The following is an 18,004-nucleotide window of genomic DNA, read 5'->3' on the forward strand; positions in this document are numbered from 1 at the left end:
CCTCCCCCGAGAACACGCTCTCGACCGGGGCGGCAGCATGCTTGATCACGGTTTGGTGTCGTGCCGACCGGCCGATCTTGACGTGGGAACACCCATAAGACGCTATTAGAACGCTTGTTCCCATCCTGTGCAGGAGGTCCTCGTGCGCCACCCACTGGTTCGCCGATTAGCCGCTCACTGCGGCGCCGCCGGCCTGCTCACCGGCCTGCTCACTGTCGCGGCCCCCGCCGCCTCGGCGGCCGACACCACGACCGATCTGGGGGTGACCTTCGACTCCTACACCGCCGACCTGGCCGTCGGCGGCGGCCGGGTGTTCGTCCCCGCCGACGACCGGATCATCGTGGCCGACACCGGCGGAAACCTCACCGGCGGCGTCGTCACCGGCCTGTCCGGCGTCCGCGAGCTGGCCGTGAACGCGGACGGCACCCGCCTGTACGCGGCGCTGACCGGCTCGAACGAGGTGGCCGAGATCGACACCGCGAGCCTCGCCGTCATGCGGCGGATCGACCTGTCGGCCCACCCGTGCCGTCCACCCTGGCATTGCTGGGCGAGCGGCTCTGGGTGGGGCACGGGTGCGACAACGGCCCTGGCGGCGTGCTCGGCCTGGACCTGAGCGCGGCCACACCGGCGCCGGTGGCGGTCGGGGGCGAGCACCTGCGCGCTCCCGTGCTCGCGGCCGCCGGCGACACGCTCGTGGTCGGCCGGACCAGCCTGCACCACGCCGACATGCTGGTCTACGACGTCGGCGGCGGCACCCCCGAACTGCGCGGCACGATCGACGGCGAGGAGTGGCGCATGGACTACCTGCGCGACCTCGCCCTGACCTCCGACGGCACCACCCTGTTCTCCACGGCCGACACCCCCGGTCACTTCACCAGGTACGACACCAGGACCCTGGCGGCGACCGGCACCTACGGCGACGGCTGGGACGGGTATCCGTCGGCCGTGGCGCTCGGCTCGGGCGGCGCCTACGTCGCCGCGGGACGCCAGTGGGGCAGCACCGACCTCACCCTCTACGACGCCGCGACCGGCGCGGCGATGTTCGCGGCCGACCAGCCGGACGCCGAACTGCTCGCGGACGGCGTCGCGTTCTCCGGCACGGACGTCTTCGCGCTGCTGCGGAGCTCCGCGAACCGGCTGCTGCTGTGGCGGGTGACGGGCGTCGCGCTGCCGGCATCCAATCTGACGGTGACGGCCCCGGCGCGCGCGCGTATGCCGGCTCGCCGGTCACCGTCGAGGGGCGGCTCACCCGCACCGACGGCAAGGCGCTCGGGCTCAAGCGGCTCGCGGTCACCCGGCGCCTGCTCAACGGGACGAAAGAGCCGATCGCCGGCGTGACGACACGGAAGAACGGCACCTTTACTTTCGAGGACACGCCGCCGGACATCGGTGAGGTGACCTACCAGGTGTTCTGGGACGGCGACGACCACTACCGCCGAAGCAGCGCCTCCGTCACCGTGACAGTCAGGCACAGATCCACTCTCACCATGGACGGGCCGCAGTCAGGCGTCGTCGGCACGGCCATGGTGCTGACCGGCGTGCTGACGGCGGGCGGCAAGCCGCCCTCGCCGGGGGCCACGCTCACCGTGCAGCGCAGCGTGTACGTCGACAACGTCAGCGATGGAAGCGTCAAGCTCCCGCCGGTGAGCGTGAACGCCGACGGCACGTACACGTTCACCGACACACCCGCCATCGCCGGCAGGTACAGCTACCTCGCGTTGTGGTCAGGGAGGCCACGGCCGGGCCGGCCAAGGCCGCCCATCAGATCATGGTCGAGTGACCTGGCGGCCGTGCCCGGCCATCGGACCGGGCACGGCCGCCAGCCCTTCATCGGCACCGCCAAAGTTGAACGAGCCCGCCAGGTACTTTGGTGACCGCCACCTAATGATCGCCGCCGGCGCCGCGTACAGGATCGAGAACGCGGCGGCCTGCCCGTACCGGCGACGGTTTCCGGGGTTCGGGTGGCGTAGATCAATCAAACGTCCTCCCGAGATACGCGAGGGCGGTGTCTGCTCGGAAGGGGGCGGAGATGTTCGCCCCGTCGCCGGCTGAGGTGGAGTGGGCGCGCGGCAAGCCGTAGGACGATCAGCATCCGCTGGCGCTGCTGGTGTGGTTGAAGGCTCACCAGCGGCTTGGGTACTTCCCGAAGCTTGCAGACGTTCCGCCGGTGGAGGCCGAGCACATCCGCAGCGTGATCGGAATGGCACAGCAGGTCGTGCTGAGCGGCGCCGCAGAGCCCGATGGATGCCATCGGCCATGCCGCAGCGGCGCCGGCCGAGCTGGGCACTGGCACCCGCGAACTGGCCACTGCCCGAGCCGCCGAACTGGGCATCCTTGAACCGAGAGCTTGACCCGCCGTCCGGGAACACCTGAGGCCGGCATGGCCGGCCGCAGTGGCAGCAGCGGGAGCGTCATCGCCGGATGGCCAGGCGCTCCGGAATGGCGCCGGCGTGGCGACCCCCTTGCGGTGTGCGATGGGGCTCGTTCGAGGTCCATCCACTCCGTCGCGGATGACAGGAAGGTTCGCGGGCCGAGACAGCTCATGCGGCATGCTCTTGCCCGGAGCGGAACTCCCGGTGCTGCGGACACCACACCCGTGACCTTCTCGGCAAAGGCCACCGCCTGGGCGAAAGGGCTTATCCCCCTAATGAGAGTTAACGGATCTGCCCTAGACGAGTAAGTCCTAAGTCCCTGCAGAGCGGAGTGTGGACATAGCGAAGGGTGTTGACGATCGGTTTGTGACAACAGACCTCAACACCCTTCTCACCGCACTGTACGTCAGCATCGACGACTGGCTCGGGCGCCGACCGCGCATGGGACGCAAGCCGAAGCTGACCGATGCCGAACTGCTCCCCTTGGCGGAGGCGCAGGTCCTGCCCGGCGTGCGTTCCGAGGCGCGCTGGCTGCGCTATGTCCCCGAACACCTGCCCGGCGCCTTCCCCTACCTTCCCGGTCAATCCGGCTACAACAAACGCCCGCACAAGGCCCTACCCTGCCCAAACAAGCAATCCGGGCACTGGCCACCGACACCGACACCGACCTATGGCACAACAGCGTGTGGGTGACCGACTCCACCCCCATCGAGTGCGGCCGCTCCCGCCCCCCACCCAACGCTCGGACTTGGCCGGCTGGGCCGGCTATGGCTACTGCCGCTCCCACTCCCGCTACTTCTGGGGCCTGCGCCTGCCCCTCATCTGCACCCCCACCGGGCTGCCCATCACCTGGGCCCTGGCCACCCCGAACATCGACGAACGCCAGGTCCTGATGGCCATCTGCGAGCACGACCCGCACCTGCTCGCCGACCGTCCCGGCCTGCTGATCATCGCCGACAAAGGCTACGTCTCCACCGAGTTGGACACCTTCCTGACCGAACGCGGCGCGCGACCTTTGCGCCCGTCCCACCGCAACCGCGCACCCCGCCCCCGGCGAACACCTCCTTAAGCCCATCCGCCAGCTCATCGAGTCCGTCAACGACACCCTCAAAGGCCAGCTAGACCTCGAACTGCACCGGGGTCGGGGCTCGCATCGCCCAGCGCATCCTGGCCCTGACCGCCGCCATCTGGCACAACCGCGCCACCGGCCAGCCCATCACCCGGTCACTGATCGCCTACGACCACCAACCCGAATTAGGACTTGCTCGTCTAGTCATCGGGCAGACTTCGGATTGGCAGCCACTGCCAGGCGAACACTCTGTCCCCCTGGACCTTCAGTCCTGGCAAAAGACCGTGCCCTGCCGGTAGCCGGATGGATGATCGCTGGCGGGATGTCGTGCCCGCCGTCATGGCGTGAGCACTGATTCATCAGGTCGTTGATGGCTCTCCCGACCGGCTGCCGGAAGGCGTGGCCGGCACGACCCGGCTGCCGAGATGATCGCCACGCAGCTCGCGGGCGACGCCCGCCCGAACCCACGTCCTCCTACTCGTCGACGACCTGCACGTCCGCGTCGTCGACGCCATCACCGGAGAGCTCCTGCGCGAGCTGACCATCGACCCCACCCGCGACTACCGAACCCAGGCAAACCCCAAACCCGTAGGTCCTAGGCGTCCGATGTCCTGAGACATCACAAGGCGCGCCCTGCAGAATTCGAAGCTGCGACCGTCGGATTAGAAGCAGGATCTTTAAGTGCCGCGCCGTGCCGTTGGGTGACGGTTCGTGCCACCTCAATGCGTTTTGCGTGTCAGGCAATGCCGGGTTCTGACGGCCTGTGACGGGGCGTACGAGCACGCACCGAGCACGACGGCACCCTACCGGCCCCACCATGCCCATCGTTGCCTCAGCGGCGCTTGAACTTACCTTGCCGCCAAGGAGTTTGTCGGCCGAACGCATGATGCGGTGCCCTGTTCACGGGGTGAGATTGAGCGGGGTGGTGGCCATCAGCGACCATTTGCTGTCGGAGAAGTACGAGCCGTTGTCGTCCGTCCAGACGATCACCGGCCGTCCCGCCCGGTCGAGCATCATGGCCAGGCAATCGCCGGGCCCGTTGCGCATACCGCTCACCACGGTACGGGAACAATGGCCATCCGCGCAGGTGGCGAGCATGACGTACGGACGGGGCGCGTCCTGGTAGGCCACCAGGACGCGCCCTGCCCGATCGATCACCGGCACCGGCGGGGCGTACGACTCGCCGGACAGCGTGACCGTGACGTGCTGCGCGCAGTCCCGGGTGCGGCAATCGACATATTTGACCGCCGAATCCCGTATGTCCTGATACGCCAGCACCGGCCGACCGTCCGGGCGCACCGCCACCGCCACGGCGTGACGCGGGCTGTCGCGGGTCACCTCGATCGTCTGGGGCGCCACCGGCCGGGTGACGTGTGGGCGCGCGCAGGCGGGGTCCTCGCACGAGACCATATGGACCGCGCCGGTTCTGCTGTCCATCCGCGCGACCACCGGACGGTCGTCAGCACCGACCACGACCGACAGGGTCTGCGGCCCGGGAGCGAAGCCTCCCGAGGGGACCCGCGCCACCTCCCGGGTGACCGGGCGCGAACAGCCGGAGTCCGCGCAGGAGATCAAGGAGATCACGTCGTACCGCCTGCGCCCTCGACCGATCTCCACCTGATCGGCAGTGGCGACGACCAGCCCGCCGCCGGGGCGCGGGGACAGGGCCAGCGACATGCCACGGGCGAAGTCGTGCCGCGGGATGAGAGGGCTTCCGTCCCGCGGCGGGATGCACCTCTCCTGGTCACAGATCAGCAGCCCGAGACTCTCCCAGGAGTCCCACTCGCGGCGATGCCACGTCCACGAGGTCAGCACCAAGCGGCCGTCCGGCAGCGCGGCCCCGACGGCGTCGACACCGAGGTCCTGGTCCGGGCCTGCCTCGGCGTAGCGTAAGCGGGCCCGGCGACAGGTGCGGTCGGCGCACGCGAACATCGCGGACGGCTTCTGGAATCCGCCGTAGACCAGCGCGACCATCCCCGTACCCGGCCCCGGGTACAGGGCACGCAGGTCTCCCCTGCCGAGTTGGGGAGCTCCGATGCCGGCCTCGAACGAGTCACGCCACGCGGCGGTGACGTCCGTCTCGCTGGTCTCCAGCCAGCCGAACGGGTTGACCGCCGCGACGCCGCCGTACGCGAGGCCGGGCAGGACCAGCGCGGGCAGCACGAGCGGGAACCAGACCCCGCGACGCGGGCCCACCCCGGGCAGGCCCGCCAGGATCCGGTCGAATTCCTCGGCCGAGACCGGGTCCGGCCGCAGCGCCAGCCGGTGCAGGAACTGGCGGGTGACCACGCTCGCTTGGAAGGCCGTTCCGGCCAGTGCCTGTACGCCACTTGCCAGGCCGGAGGCGTACATGAGCGCCGGGCCGTGCAGCCCTGCCATGGCCGCGTCCAAGGCTTGGGAGATGAGGCCCGGGATGACGTACACGCCGCAGGCGAGGGTGAACGTGCTGGACGGCGAGTGCCCGATCACCAGGTCGTAGCCGCGCCCGACGGCGACGAGGGCCGAGCGGCCCTCCAGGACGATGGCGGGCACGGCCAGCAGCGCCGGCATGGTGAACAGCGCCAGCCCCACGAACACGAACACCGCCGGAACCAAACTCCCGGTCACCAGCAGCGCCCCATACCCGGCCGCCACCACCAGCGCGAACACAGGCACGGCCAGCACCACGAGCAGCAACATGGAAGGCAGCCGCCGCAGGGCCGCCCGCAGCGCCCGGCGCGCGGGCACGGGCGGGCCACCCGCCTGCAGCCCCGCCGCGATCACCACGGTCGCGGGGAACACCACGGCCTGCGCCACGGTGAACACCACCAGCACCACCGCACTCCAGACAAGCAGGTGGCGCGGCTCGGCCCCATAGATCTCCAGCTCGTCGTTCCGCACCACGGCCGAGCCGCTGAGCAGCGGCAGCAGCGCCGACGCGGCGATCAGGCCCAGCGGCAGGAACACCACCGCAGCCGGCGCCACCAGCGGCACCAGGTGCCTGGCAGCGTCGAGAAAGGCGCGCACGACGACGAACGGCCGCCGCAGCCGCGCCCGGGCATCCATCGTCTCCACGGGTCGCCACTGTCGCAGCCTTGTTGATCGTTCGCTGTTCTCCGGCAGAAAAGGGTCTGCCGGGTCGCGGTCCTGCGCCCGCAGAGGCCGGCAAAATCGTACGCTCCCGGTATGTCCCGCGGCAAAAGCCTTTCCTCAGGTCAAACTGTGATCCTGGACCGTCCGGGCTCCAGCAACCCGCTACGCCCGCCCAGGCACTGAACGAATGGGGCGTGGTGCGGGATTGAGCAAATGGGATTGACGGCGAAGGAGATCGAGCGGTTCGGGTTCGCGATTGCAGCCAGGAATACCGCAGATGGCCACGTTTCTCGGGCACGCATGGCTGTAACAGGCTTGCATGGATGATCACCCTTTTCTAGCCTGAGGTAAGAGCAAGGCTTGATCAACGCCGCTCCTTCGCGGCGGACCCGTCGCCGTCCGGGAGCATGCCATGCCGTTCCTTCTTAGCTTCTTGATCGCTTTACTGGTCCCCGTATCCCCTGTCATAGCAGCGGCGTTCTCGGGCCCCGTCATCACGGCGGTCTCGCCGGCCGCTGTCCAGCCCGGCGCCGAGATCACCATCACCGGCTCCGGTTTCGCGCCCGAGCTCGGGGACAACGACGTCACAATCAACGGGAACCGTGCGGTTCCGACCTCGGTCTCCGCCACAGAGCTGCAGGTGACCGTACCCGTGGCGACAACCACCGGGCGGCTCCGGGTCGCCACGCCCGAGGGCGAGACCACGTGGGACGGCGACATCGTCCTGCCGAGCCCCAACCTCTCCCTTGAGGAGAGCGACGGCACGGCCCGCGTCGCAGTCGGCGGGACACCCCAGGACGTCGCCATCACGACGCCTGGCAACTACGCGGTCGCCGTCTTTGACGCGCCCGTCTCCGGCAGCGTCGATCTTGGGTTGTCCGGTATCACCACCGGCTACACCCACTTCCGGGTGTACAGCCCCACAGCGGCCCAGATCGACTCCGACTACGCTCCGGTAGGCAGCTCGCTCCACTTCGACGGGCTTACGGCGGGGCTGACCTACCAGGTGCTGATCGATCCCGCGGGCGCGAGTGCCACGGGGCAGGTCACCGTGACGGCCTCCGAGCCGCTCAACGCGGGCACCGCGCAAACGGGCGACCAGAGCATCGTGGCAGCCATCACCAGGGCCGGGCAGCGGGCCGTGGTCTCCTTCGACGCCGAGGCGGGCCGACCGTTCGAACTCGGCCTTAGCGACAACACCCTCACGAGCTACGCCAGCTTGGAATTGTTCGATCCGTACGGGTCTGAGAGGACCGGCGGCAACGGCCTTCAGGTTGGCGACGGCAATGACATCAGCATGCCGGATCCCCCCTACACCGGTACCTATCGCGTCGTCATCTCGCCTCGCCTAGCGGGCACCGGCTCCGTGACCGTCACGCTGTCCACCCCGCTGGAGGTCCCCGAGCTGGACCGGGCCGGCGCCGGAGAGGTGATCACGATCGCCCGGCCGGGGCAGAGCGCGGTCACCACCTTCACCGGCGCCTCCGGCGACACCGTGTCCCTAGGGATGAGCGCCAACGGGTTCGCCCAGCCGCTGAGCGTCGACATCGTCGCACCCGACGGGACCGTCATCGTGAACGGCGTCGTCGTCCGGGCCTGGAGCGACGACGGCGTCGACGTACTGAAGCTTCCCCAAACGGGGACATACCAGGTCACAATCGACCCCGCCCGCGCCGCGGTCGGCACGGTCACCGCAACACTTTCCGCCCCGGTCAGAGGCACGCTCACGAGCACCGGGAACGGAACCCCAATCACGCTCTCACGACCCGGCCAGAACGGCGTGCTGACATTCGACGGCACCGCATCGTCCCATGCGTCGATCGGTCTGTCCGGCAACACGTTCGCCGCCCCGGTCCTCGTATCTCTCCTCGCGCCCGGCGCCACCACCCCCTTCCACTACTTCAGCCTAGGCGTCGGCCAGAGCGGGGACATCGACCTGACCGCAGTCCCCTACAACGGCCCCATCCGGGTCGTCGTGAACCCACAGCAGGCGGCCACCGGCTCACTCACCGTCACCCTGGCCTCCCCCGTCGACGGCGGCCGGCTCACGACCACCGGCCCGGGCGCGACCCTCGCGGTCGACCGACCGGGGCAGGACGCCGTATTCACCTTCGTGGCGACGGCTGGCGACCTCATCACGATCGGTTTCAGCGACAGCTCCCTGGCGTCGTCCGCCCAGGTCGACGTCATCGCCCCCAGTGGCCTGAACGTGGTCACCGACTTCTACCTCGGCGGTGAGATCAGCAAGCTGAGCCTGCCCAAACTGCCCGCGACCGGCATCTATCGGGTCGTCATCGACCCTTTCCAGGCCAACACCGGATCCCTGGTCGCAACCCTGTCCACGGCTCCGCTGTCTGTGGCACTCACCACGACCGGCCCCGGCACGGCGGTAACGGTCGAGCGGCCAGGCCAGAGCGCGGAAGCCACCTTCACGGGCACCGCCAACACGCCAGTCAGCCTCGGCGTCTATGCCAACTCCATGAACCACGGCGTGCAGATCTCGGTGTTCGCGCCCAACGGCACCCACGTCCAGAGCCGGTACTTCGTGCCCTCCAGAGCATCGGGAGAGATCGACATCGACCGGCTCCCGCTATCCGGCACCTATCGCGTGGTGGTCGAGCCGGAACAGTCTGGAACCGGCGCGCTGACTCTCACTCTCTCCGAACGTGTGACCGGCGGGACACTCACCCTCGACGGACCGGTTCTCAACGCGGCCATCACCCGGCCCGGCCAAGACGCGGAATTCAGCTTCGCCGGCACGGCGGCACAGAAGGTACGGCTGAAGGTGGCCGGGGCATCCGGTTTCCCCGAACGCCAGTTCGCCGTACGCGTCCGCAAGCCCGACGGCACCTTCCTGGTCAGCCAGAACGTCACCTACGATACGCCCCTCAACCTCCCGGTCCTGCCATCCACCGGGACCTATACCGTCCTCATCGATCCACCCCAGGCCGGCACGGGAACGGTAACGCTCGGACTCATCACGTAGTTCGAATCCTGCCGGGGGCACGCTTCCCGACCAGGCAATTTGCCCTCTGACCTGTGGTTTCCCTCCCCGTTTTCACAGCTAAATACAGCCGTGACGTCTAACGCCATCCACATGGCAGTGCTCGCCTACCGCCAGCGTCGTCCATCTGACGCTTCAGACCAATCCGGGCGATTCGGTTGCTGCCGCGGATACTGCACAGTCCAATGGCTCCAATCTTGAACCCCCGAGTTAGGTCGACGCGCCCGAAGGAGTACCCATGACCCGGGAGCAAGTGGAACAGGCGCTGCGCCGGGCAGAGCAACTCACCGATCAGGCCAGGCCCGCACTCGACCGCGTGGCCGCGCTCATGGGCCAGAACATCTGGACAGGCCCAGCCGCACAGCGTTTCGCCGACGAACTGGCCGCCCAGCGCCAGGCCATCAGCAGGGGCTGCACTGGCGTCGTGGACGAACTGCGGGCGTTACTAGCCCGTACGCCAGCCGACAGCCCAGGCTAGCCATGAGCCAGTTGGAGGGCATGGTCCCCGATGGCGTCCGCGCGTTGAAAGACGCATTGCACCAGGCCGAAGTCTCGCTGGACGTCATCGGCGAAGAGTTGTGGAACATCCTGCGCGGGGCCTGGCTGCCGACTGCCTCAGCCGACACCATCCGCCAGACAGCCGCGTGGGCCAGCGGGCAGGGCCCCGAGATCAACAGGCGACTGGTGCTCCTGGAGCGCATGGAACTGGCCAGGCCGGAACTGTTCGGCGCGGGCAAGCCACCGATCTCCGTCGACGAGGCCATGCTCGCTCCCGGTACGCCCCTGCCCACGATAGGCAACGTATGGGACCGCATCGGCCAGCAACTCCAGGACATCTTCGACCCGAACCTGGTCTCTTCAAACCCGATGGCCGAGCAGGCCAAAGGAACCGTGGAAAGCGTCGCCGGACTCGGCCAGCTGGTCATCGACTACTCCCCCACCCGCGCAGCCATCGACTTCATGGGCTGGCAACGCAGCGTCAACGACCTGACTCAGTCCCTGATGACCGCCATCCAGAACCCAGCCGAATTCGGCAAGGCACTACTGGACTGGGACACCTGGGCCTCCAACCCCGACCGAGCCTTCGGCCGCCTCATCCCCGACATCCTCGCCGCCGTCGCCTCCGCAGGCTCCAGCAGCACCGCCTCGGCCGGCACCCGAGTTGTAGGAACACTAGGCAGAGCCGCTAAGAGCACGTTCCGCCGCAAACCGTCCACCTCTACCTCCCTGATGCCCGGCAGGCTGGCCGACGACATCGGAAAGGGACCCAAGCGCTCCGACGGCATCGGCGCGGAACCGCCATCCGCAGGTGCAGGCGGGACCGGCTCGGCCCCTCACCCCGGAACCCGCTACGGACCACTGAACCCTGGCCCGCTCGCCGATAAACCGGATCTCATGACTACATTCAGAAGCAGCAGCTATTGGACGGTCACGACCACCAAACCGGTCACCCTCTACCGAGTCTACGGTGGCACCTCCAAGGAACTGGGAGCATACTGGACCACGGTCAAGCCCTCCGGCCCGGTCCAATCCATCCTCGACAGCGCCCTGTTCACAAAGTGGGGGAACACAGCGACAAAATGGGTGGAGATCCGGGTACCTCCTGGCATCACCTACTACGAGGGCATCGCTGCCGAACAGGGCGGCCTAGCCGGCGGCGGCAGTCAAGTAGTCATCACACAAAAGGTAGATCCGAGCTGGATCGTGAACCGTGGCGAGTTCCCCATGAGGCAACATGACTGAACACTACGACGAGATCCATGGATTCCGTAGCCCTGGAGAGTTCGCCCGCTTCCAGGAATGGCTCAGCGCCGCGATCAAGAACGGGGACTTCGAAGAGATTCCCGTGGAGTCGCGGTACGGCGACATAGAGAATTTTGAAGAGAGATGGTTCCGTGATTTCACTGGCGTGGTGTGGCGTCTTGTCTCACCAGAGCCGCCGTTCATGGGCGTCTTCCTGATCGTTGCTTAGGAACACCTTGATGTCGTCACACACGGTCATTCGGCATCTGCAGGAGGCTGTATTATCCGAATTCGCGAAAGGGGTCCAAACCGACCCTAGCTGCGGCTAATGCCCACGTCAGCGAGACCGGCATGAGATGACCTCAAACACGACTTCTGCGCCGCTGCAGCGTTCGCGTCCTCCCCGCGCACACGGGGATGGTGTGCCGCTCGAATATTGAGTTACGTAGGCTGAGCTGCGGTTTAGCGGCGTGGCGGTATTCGCCGGCCATGCCCGCGACGACGGGTTTTCGGTGGATGGATCGCAGGTTGACGTCGGTCACGTCGCGGGCAGGCCGCGTTGCGGTGTCTGGGGACGTCGTCGCCGGGACTGGTGCGGCCGGTGCCCGCTGTAGTGAATCAGGTGGTCGGTTGGGAGAGCTCAGATCGCGTTGGCCGGCGATCTCGCGTCGGGCACCCGTCAGGAGGAGGGCTCGAGAACGAAGACCGGGATGTCGCGGTCGGTTCGCTTGCGGTACTCCTCGTAGTCGGGCCAGGTCTCGACGGCCATGGCCCACCACTTCCCGCGTTCCTCGCCTTCGACACGGCGCGCGACATAGTCGTGGACGACCGGACCGTCCTGCAGGGAGACATGCGGGTCGGCCAGGATGTTGCGAAACCAGAAGGGGTTCGTGGGCGCACCGCCCTGGGAGGCGACGACGGCGTAGCGAGTGCCGTCGGTGACCCGCATCAGCGGCGTCTTGCGGATCTTCCCCGACCTCGCGCCCCTGGTCGTGAGGATGACGACGGGGCGGCCCTGCAAGGTTCCGCCCTCCGCGCCACCGGTGCGTTCGTAGAGCTCCACCTGCTGGGCCACCCAGCTGGCCGGGCTCGGTTCGTACGGGCCTGTCATGGGCATGGTGACTCCTTGATGTCGGCGCACTGTGCGGTGGCGAGGTGTTCCTTCAGCGACAGACCGGTGTCCGTGGCCGTCGTCCGTGACAGGGAGACGCCCTCGCCGAGAGCCCGGCGCAGCGCGAGGAAGTCGGCGGGGCTGTTGAGGCATTCGACGGCGACCAGCTGCAGGCCCCGGTAGCGCAGCGCCGTGTGTTGACCCGGGCGTCGGCCCGGGCGGAGTAGGACCTCGTCGTCCGGACGGGCCAGTCCGGCGATCTGCAGCTTGAGCCCTCCTTGGTCGGACCAGAACCATGGGACGCCGCGGTAGGGGCGGTCCAGGCCGGCCAGGGTGGCCGCGGCCGAGGTGGCCTGCTCGACGGCGTTGTCGACGCTTTCCAGCCGCAGTCGTGGAGCGTCGTCCGAGGCGAGGGAAGGGTCGGGGAGGTTCGCGCAGTCCCCTACGGCGATGGTGTGGCCGTCGGAGGCCAGGGAGCGGGCGTCCACGACGATGCCGTTGTCGCAGTGCAGGCCGGCGGCGCGGGCCAGTTCGTCGCAGGGTTGGGCTCCCACGCCGACGACGACGAGGTCCGCAGGCAGTTCATCGCCGTTGTCCAGTTCTACCGCGACGACCGCGCCGTCCGTGCCTCGCAGGCGGACGGGGCGCAGTCCCGTGCGGATCTGTACGCCGGCGGCGCGGTGCGCGGTTGCGATGATGTCGGCCATGGCCGTGCTGACGACGCGGTTCATCAGCGCGGGCGCGGCTTCGACGACCGTCGTCGGCACGCCCGCCGCCGCGGCGGTGGCGGCGACCTCCAAGCCGACGAAGCCGCCGCCGATGACGACCAGGGCGGTGGCGCCGGCCAGGCGGCGCGCCAGAGCCTGCGCGTCCCGGATGTCGCGCAGCGCCAGCACGCCGTCCAGACCGGCGCCCTCTATCGGCAGGCGACGCGGGCGCGCGCCCGTGGCCAGGACGAGACGGTCGAAGCTCCAGCGGCGGCCGGCGGCCGAGAAGGCCGTGCCGGCTCCGCCGCCGGCGAGCTCGATCCGGCCGATGTGCTCGTCCGGCACCAGGTCGATGCGCTGCTGGGCGTAGAAGGCGGCGCTGCGCAGGGCGAGGGAGGAGAGCGGGGCCTCGCCTTTGAGGAACGCCTTCGACAGCGGGGGCCGGGCGTAGGGGGCGTACGGTTCCTGGCCGACGAGGGTGATGGGGCCTTCCCAGCCCAGGTCCCTGGCGCTGCCGGCGATCTGCACGCCGGCTTGGCCCGCGCCCACGACGAGCAGGTTCACAGCTGGGCTTCCGGGATGGTCACGTGGACCTCCTGGCCCTCGCGCAGGACGAGCTGGCAGGACAGGCGGGAGTTGTCCTGGCGTTCGGTGGCGGCGCAGTCGAGCATCTCGTCCTCGTCGTCGCCGACGGGGGCGAAGTCGCCCGCGTTCTCCTCGGCCAGGAAGACGTGGCACGTCGCGCACGACAGCGAGCCGCCGCACTGGCCGACGATGCCGGAGACCCCGTTGCGGACGGCGGTCTGCATGACCGAGTCACCGGCGGCCGCTTCGATCACATCCTGGCGGCCGTCGGGCTGGGTGTAGAACACTTTCGGCAATGCGCTGTTCCTTGCGTTCACCAGGTGACGGGCAGGTCGGTCATCGGCTGGGTCAGCACGTCGTGGCGGACCACGGGCTCGCCCGCCAGCCGCAGCTGTGGCAGCCGCTTGAAGATCTCGGCCATGCCGACCTGCAATTCCATGCGGGCCAGCGGCGCGCCGAGGCAGTGGTGCATGCCGTAGCTGAGCATCAGGTGCGGGTTGTCGGTCCTGGTGATGTCGAAGCGGCCCGGATCCGGCACGACGTCGGGGTCGTGGTTGGCGGCGCCCGAGTCCATGCTGACGGCTTCCCCGGCGGCGATCAACTGCCCGTCGATGATCACGTCCTCCGTCGCGACGAATGGCACCAGGCCGCCTCCACCTCCGACAGGGCCGCCCATCATGAAGTTGCCGTGGCGCAGCACCTCCTCGGCAGCCGTGGGTGCCAGGGCGTCGGGGTCGGTCAGGAACAGCTCCCGCTGCTCGTCGGAGCGCAGCAGCGACAGCACGCCAGTGGTCAGGAAGTTGGCGGTGTTGTCGAAGCCTCCGACGATGAGCAGGAACGCGATGGGCAGGATCTCGGCGTCGGTGAGCGTCTCGTCGCGCTCGTGGGCGTGGGCCAGGGAGCTGAGCAGGTCGTCCCGGGGCTCTGCCCGCCGCTTCGCGATCAGGTCGGTCATGTAGGCGGCCAGCTCGCCCATGTCGGCGGCGATCTCCTGCTCGGACTTCCCGGCCACGGACAGGGTGGAGGAGCTCCACCGCTCGAACTTCTCCCGGTCGGACGAGGGCACGCCCAGCAGCGAGCTGAGCATCTCGATGGGCAGCGGTACGGCGTACTCGGCGACGAGGTTGCGCACGCCGCCTCGGGCGATCATGCCGTCGATCAGCTCATTGGCGAAGGCTGCCGCCGAGTCGCGCATGTCGCGCACGCGCCGTGGCGAGATCGCCTTCTGCACCAGCTTGCGCAGCCTGGTGTGCTGGGGCGGATCCTCGAACTGCAGCGTCGTGCGCAGGAAGTCGGGGAAGGGCACGAAGAACGGCACCTCACGCTCCCCGGTGCGGAACGGCTCGCGGACGAAGCGCCGGTCGCTGAGCATCTGCCGGGCCGCCCGGTTGCGGTGCACGATCCAGACGTCACCGCCATACGGCATGGTGACCTTGGTCATGGGGCGGTCGGCCATGAGGCGCCGCAGGTGTTCCACGGCCTCGGCCGGGGGCCGGGGCGCGAAGGGGAAGTCGATGGGGATGGTCATCATCTCTCCGTCGGAATTCAGGCGGAATGGGGCTGTGCTGCGGTGATGGTCTCCGGCCGCGCCTCGGGGGTGAGGGCCATGATGTCGTCGAACCGTTCGGCCACCGTCTCGACGGTCAGGCCGGGCTCGTGGATGCCCTGGGTGGTGACGACGGCGAGCCGGTTGACGGTGCCGCCTGCGGCGTTGAAGACCTCGCCGCTCACCCGGCAGGAGGGGTGGGTGAGGTAGGCGGCCACCGGGGCCACGTGCTCGGGCAGGAGCTGAGTGCGCAGGTACTGCATGACGTCGGGGGACAGCGAGTCGGCCGAGTTCTCGGCCATGCGGGTGCCGGCTCCGGGCGCCAGGGCGTTGACCAGCACACCGTGCGGGGCACCCTCGATGGCGAGGTTACGGGTGAGGGCGAAGACGGCTCCCTTGGAGCTGCCGTAGTGGGTCATCAGCGGGTTGCCGAGCATCGCGGCGGAGACCGTGTTGACCACCCGGCCGGTGCCGGAGGCGATCAGGTGCGGCCAGGCGGCGCGGCAGACGTACAGCGAGCCGAAGAAGTGCACATCGAGATGGCGCTGGTACTCCTCGATCGGGATCTCGTCGAAGTGCCCGGTCCGGACGATGCCGGCGTTGTTCACCACCGCGTCGAGCCGGCCGTACGCGGCCAGGGCGGCTTCGACCACGGCGGCCGCACCGCCTTCGGTGGCGACGTCGGCGCGGCAGGCGACGGCCCGCCCGCCGGCGGCGCGGATCTCGGCGACGACGTCGGCGGCCGGGTCGTCGCCCTCGACACCGGAGCCGTCCACGCTCGCGCCGAGGTCGGCGACGACGACGCCGGCGCCGCGGGCGGCCAGCAGCAGGGCGTGCGCCCGGCCGATGCCGCGCCCGGCGCCGGTCACGATGACGACGCGGTCGTGGAAGGAGAGCAGGTCCACAGTGGATCCCTTCTCGGTCATGGGCGGTTGGCTCCGCCGCTCGTCTGGACCGGGACCTGCCAGATGGTTCCGCGGCGGTTGCGCCGGGACTCCTCCCAGTCCATGACGTCCAGGCCGGCGCAGATGTACAGGGTGCGCCGGTCGGCGCCGCCGAGCACGCAGGCGGGTGGCAGGGCCTCGGTGGCGTCGAAGGGCACCACGTCGGTGATGGCGCCGCCTTCGACGAAGCGGGCCACGGCCACCCCGGGCATTCCCGCCCACACACCGCCGTCGTCGTCCAGGCAGATGCCGTCCGGCAAGGAGGGCGTTTCGGCGAAGACGCGCCGGCCGTTCAGGCGGCCGGACTCGTCGCGGTCCAACACGGTGATGCGGTTGGCGAACGCCTCGGCGGTCAGCACCCGGCTGCCGTCCGCGGTGATCGCGATGCCGTTCGCGCCGGACATGCCGCCCAGGTCGGTCAGGGCGTGTGCGGTGCCGGCGGGCTCCACCACCAGCAGCGGCGAGTCACGCGGCTCCTCCCCCTGGAACAGTTCGAAGCCGAGCTGGGTGACGTAGGCGCGGCCGTCGCCGTCCACGACCATGTCGTTGATCGGCCCGCTCGCCAGTTCCCGCAGGTCGGCGTGGATGGTGACCTGCTCGCCGTCGAAGGCCAGGACGAGCCGTTCGTGCATCGAGGTGACGATCAGCCTGCCGTCGGGCAGCCGGCCGAACCCGCCGGGGATGACTTCGGTGCCGTTGACGGGCGTGCGCTGCGACAGGTCCAGCACGGTGTGCGGGGTGCCGTCGTCGTCCAGGCGGACGATGCGGTGCGCGTACATGTCGCTGAACCACAGCGCCCCGTCGTGCCAGCGAGGGCATTCAGCCCAGGTGTAGCCGCTCGACAGCTGTTTGGCGGCCAGCACGCGGGCGTCGGCGAACGGATCGGCCACGGGTTCTCCTAGGTCAGAAGGGCAGCGGGTGGGCGAACTTGGCGCGCAGCAGCGCGCCGATCTCGGCGACGGCGAGCCGGCCTCGGGCGAGGTGGTCCGACTGGGCGAGGAAGCCGTGGTAGGTGCCGGGGTAGCGCGTGTGGGTGGTCTGGACGCCGGCCTCGCGTAGCCGGTGGGCGTAGCGCTCGCCCCAGTCCCTGATCGGGTCGCATTCGGCCGTCACCACGATGGCCGGCGGCAGCCCGCTCAGGTCGGCGGCGTAAGCGGGGATGCGGTAGGGGCTGTCCGGGTGGCCCTGCCCGGCGTCGGCGTTCTCGTTGAGGAACAGGACATCGTCCCGGGTGAGAATCGGAGCCTGCGCGTACTGCGACATCGACCGGGCGGCCAGGTCCCGGTCGATGCCGGGGTAGGCGAGCACCTGGCAACTGATCGCCGGCCCGCCTCGGTCCCGCCCGGCCAGGGCGACCGCCGCCGCGAGGGTGCCGCCCGCGCTGTCGCCGATGACGACGAGCCTGCTCGGGTCGATCTGCAGGTCGCCGGCGTGTTCGGCGGTCCAGACGGTGGCGGTGTAGGCGTCGTCGAACTGGGCGGGGGGTGGCGACTCCGGCGCGAGGTGGTATCCGACCGACACCACCGTGGCGCCGCTGAGGTGGGCCAGGTGCCTGGCCAGCGGCTCGAAAGAGTGGTTGGAGCCCAGGCACATGCCGCCGCCGTGGAAGTAGACCAGCACCGGCGCGCGCTCGTCGAGGGTCGGGCGGTGGACGCGCAGCGGGATCTTCCCCCACGGCCCGTCGATCAGATGGTCCTGGGTGACGGCCATGACGGGCAGATCCGCGGGCAGCGGCATCGTCTCCATGGCGTGGCGGATCGCGTCGAGGCCGCGCTCGCGCATGGGCGGCGCTCCGGCCATGGCAGCGGCGATCGCGGCGGCGTCCGGGTCGAGGTCAGGTGTCAGCGGCAT

15 protein-coding genes and 1 pseudogene are annotated in these 18,004 nt (G+C 69.2%); 8 read left to right on the top strand and 8 right to left on the bottom strand.

What is annotated here, in order from left to right; all coding sequences use genetic code 11:
- Positions 1-142 precede the first annotated feature (142 nt).
- The 4 genes and pseudogenes from ACFKCF_RS38440 to ACFKCF_RS38455 form a co-directional block, all read left to right on the top strand.
- The gene (locus tag ACFKCF_RS38440; protein WP_394500226.1) at positions 143-613 is read left to right on the top strand and encodes a YncE family protein; all 471 of its coding nucleotides are present in this window, start codon (positions 143-145) and stop codon (positions 611-613) included.
- A complete protein-coding gene (locus ACFKCF_RS38445; protein ID WP_394500227.1) occupies positions 523-1,338 on the top strand; it encodes a hypothetical protein in 816 nt (271 codons plus the stop codon). Before ACFKCF_RS38440 ends, ACFKCF_RS38445 begins: the two co-directional genes overlap by 91 nt.
- Positions 1,335-1,874 carry a hypothetical protein gene (locus ACFKCF_RS38450; RefSeq protein ID WP_394500228.1) on the top strand — a complete coding sequence of 180 codons (540 nt, stop codon included), beginning with the start codon at positions 1,335-1,337 and terminating at the stop codon, positions 1,872-1,874. The genes ACFKCF_RS38445 and ACFKCF_RS38450 overlap by 4 nt, the downstream gene beginning before the upstream one ends.
- An 864-nt stretch (positions 1,875-2,738) precedes the next feature.
- A pseudogene (locus ACFKCF_RS38455) lies at positions 2,739-3,617 on the top strand (IS982 family transposase); the annotation flags it as partial.
- A 724-nt stretch (positions 3,618-4,341) separates the two neighbouring features.
- Here the strand turns inward: ACFKCF_RS38455 and ACFKCF_RS38460 are convergent.
- The gene (locus ACFKCF_RS38460; RefSeq protein WP_394500229.1) at positions 4,342-6,495 is read right to left on the bottom strand and encodes a hypothetical protein; all 2,154 of its coding nucleotides are present in this window, start codon (positions 6,493-6,495) and stop codon (positions 4,342-4,344) included.
- A 430-nt stretch (positions 6,496-6,925) separates the two neighbouring features.
- Here ACFKCF_RS38460 and ACFKCF_RS38465 point away from each other — a divergent pair, with 430 nt between their 5' ends.
- The 4 genes from ACFKCF_RS38465 to ACFKCF_RS38480 all read left to right on the top strand — a co-directional run bounded on the left by ACFKCF_RS38465 (position 6,926) and on the right by ACFKCF_RS38480 (position 11,489).
- On the top strand, positions 6,926-9,499 hold the full coding sequence (locus ACFKCF_RS38465) for an IPT/TIG domain-containing protein (protein ID WP_394500230.1): 2,574 nt from the start codon (positions 6,926-6,928) through the stop codon (positions 9,497-9,499).
- Positions 9,500-9,755: 256 nt separating this feature from the next.
- Entirely contained in the window at positions 9,756-9,995 is a 240-nt protein-coding gene (locus ACFKCF_RS38470) for a hypothetical protein (protein ID WP_366315084.1), read from the top strand.
- 2 nt (positions 9,996-9,997) lie between these two features.
- Positions 9,998-11,260 (top strand): hypothetical protein, encoded by a 1,263-nt coding sequence (locus tag ACFKCF_RS38475; RefSeq protein ID WP_394500231.1) that lies wholly within the window; start codon positions 9,998-10,000, stop codon positions 11,258-11,260.
- The gene (locus ACFKCF_RS38480; RefSeq protein WP_364752139.1) at positions 11,253-11,489 is read left to right on the top strand and encodes a hypothetical protein; all 237 of its coding nucleotides are present in this window, start codon (positions 11,253-11,255) and stop codon (positions 11,487-11,489) included. The genes ACFKCF_RS38475 and ACFKCF_RS38480 overlap by 8 nt, the downstream gene beginning before the upstream one ends.
- Positions 11,490-11,939: 450 nt before the next feature.
- Here the strand turns inward: ACFKCF_RS38480 and ACFKCF_RS38485 are convergent, their stop codons facing one another.
- From ACFKCF_RS38485 to ACFKCF_RS38515, 7 genes are read right to left on the bottom strand one after another with little or no spacing between them, the layout of a single operon-like run.
- Positions 11,940-12,377: a nitroreductase family deazaflavin-dependent oxidoreductase gene (locus ACFKCF_RS38485; RefSeq protein WP_394500232.1), complete on the bottom strand. Its 438-nt coding sequence runs from the start codon at positions 12,375-12,377 to the stop codon at positions 11,940-11,942.
- On the bottom strand, positions 12,368-13,642 hold the full coding sequence (locus ACFKCF_RS38490; RefSeq protein ID WP_394500233.1) for an NAD(P)/FAD-dependent oxidoreductase: 1,275 nt from the start codon (positions 13,640-13,642) through the stop codon (positions 12,368-12,370). Before ACFKCF_RS38490 ends, ACFKCF_RS38485 begins: the two co-directional genes overlap by 10 nt.
- The gene (locus ACFKCF_RS38495) at positions 13,639-13,950 is read right to left on the bottom strand and encodes a 2Fe-2S iron-sulfur cluster-binding protein (protein WP_394500330.1); all 312 of its coding nucleotides are present in this window, start codon (positions 13,948-13,950) and stop codon (positions 13,639-13,641) included. Before ACFKCF_RS38495 ends, ACFKCF_RS38490 begins: the two co-directional genes overlap by 4 nt.
- A 26-nt stretch (positions 13,951-13,976) precedes the next feature.
- Positions 13,977-15,191 (bottom strand): cytochrome P450, encoded by a 1,215-nt coding sequence (locus ACFKCF_RS38500; protein ID WP_394500234.1) that lies wholly within the window; start codon positions 15,189-15,191, stop codon positions 13,977-13,979.
- Between the two features lie 17 nt (positions 15,192-15,208).
- Complete coding sequence (locus tag ACFKCF_RS38505; protein WP_394500235.1) at positions 15,209-16,135, bottom strand: SDR family NAD(P)-dependent oxidoreductase; 927 nt, start codon at positions 16,133-16,135, stop codon at positions 15,209-15,211.
- Entirely contained in the window at positions 16,132-17,043 is a 912-nt protein-coding gene (locus tag ACFKCF_RS38510; RefSeq protein ID WP_394500236.1) for an SMP-30/gluconolactonase/LRE family protein, read from the bottom strand. Before ACFKCF_RS38510 ends, ACFKCF_RS38505 begins: the two co-directional genes overlap by 4 nt.
- Before the next feature lie 13 nt (positions 17,044-17,056).
- On the bottom strand, positions 17,057-18,004 hold the full coding sequence (locus tag ACFKCF_RS38515) for an alpha/beta hydrolase (RefSeq protein WP_394500237.1): 948 nt from the start codon (positions 18,002-18,004) through the stop codon (positions 17,057-17,059).

The sequence above is a fragment of the Nonomuraea sp. JJY05 genome (assembly GCF_043496855.1).
Taxonomy (GTDB): Bacteria; Actinomycetota; Actinomycetes; order Streptosporangiales; family Streptosporangiaceae; genus Nonomuraea.

What these genes read in the sequence shown, in the direction of transcription:
- ACFKCF_RS38465 (WP_394500230.1), top strand. Translation starts at nt 6,926, where the DNA reads ATGCCGTTCCTTCTTAGCTTCTTGATCGCTTTACTGGTCCCCGTATCC.
- ACFKCF_RS38470 (WP_366315084.1), top strand. Translation starts at nt 9,756, where the DNA reads ATGACCCGGGAGCAAGTGGAACAGGCGCTGCGCCGGGCAGAGCAACTC.
- ACFKCF_RS38475 (WP_394500231.1), top strand. Translation starts at nt 9,998, where the DNA reads ATGAGCCAGTTGGAGGGCATGGTCCCCGATGGCGTCCGCGCGTTGAAA.
- ACFKCF_RS38480 (WP_364752139.1), top strand. Translation starts at nt 11,253, where the DNA reads ATGACTGAACACTACGACGAGATCCATGGATTCCGTAGCCCTGGAGAG.
- ACFKCF_RS38485 (WP_394500232.1), bottom strand. Translation starts at nt 12,377, where the DNA reads ATGCCCATGACAGGCCCGTACGAACCGAGCCCGGCCAGCTGGGTGGCC.
- ACFKCF_RS38500 (WP_394500234.1), bottom strand. Translation starts at nt 15,191, where the DNA reads ATGACCATCCCCATCGACTTCCCCTTCGCGCCCCGGCCCCCGGCCGAG.
- ACFKCF_RS38505 (WP_394500235.1), bottom strand. Translation starts at nt 16,135, where the DNA reads ATGACCGAGAAGGGATCCACTGTGGACCTGCTCTCCTTCCACGACCGC.
- ACFKCF_RS38515 (WP_394500237.1), bottom strand. Translation starts at nt 18,004, where the DNA reads ATGCCGCTGACACCTGACCTCGACCCGGACGCCGCCGCGATCGCCGCT.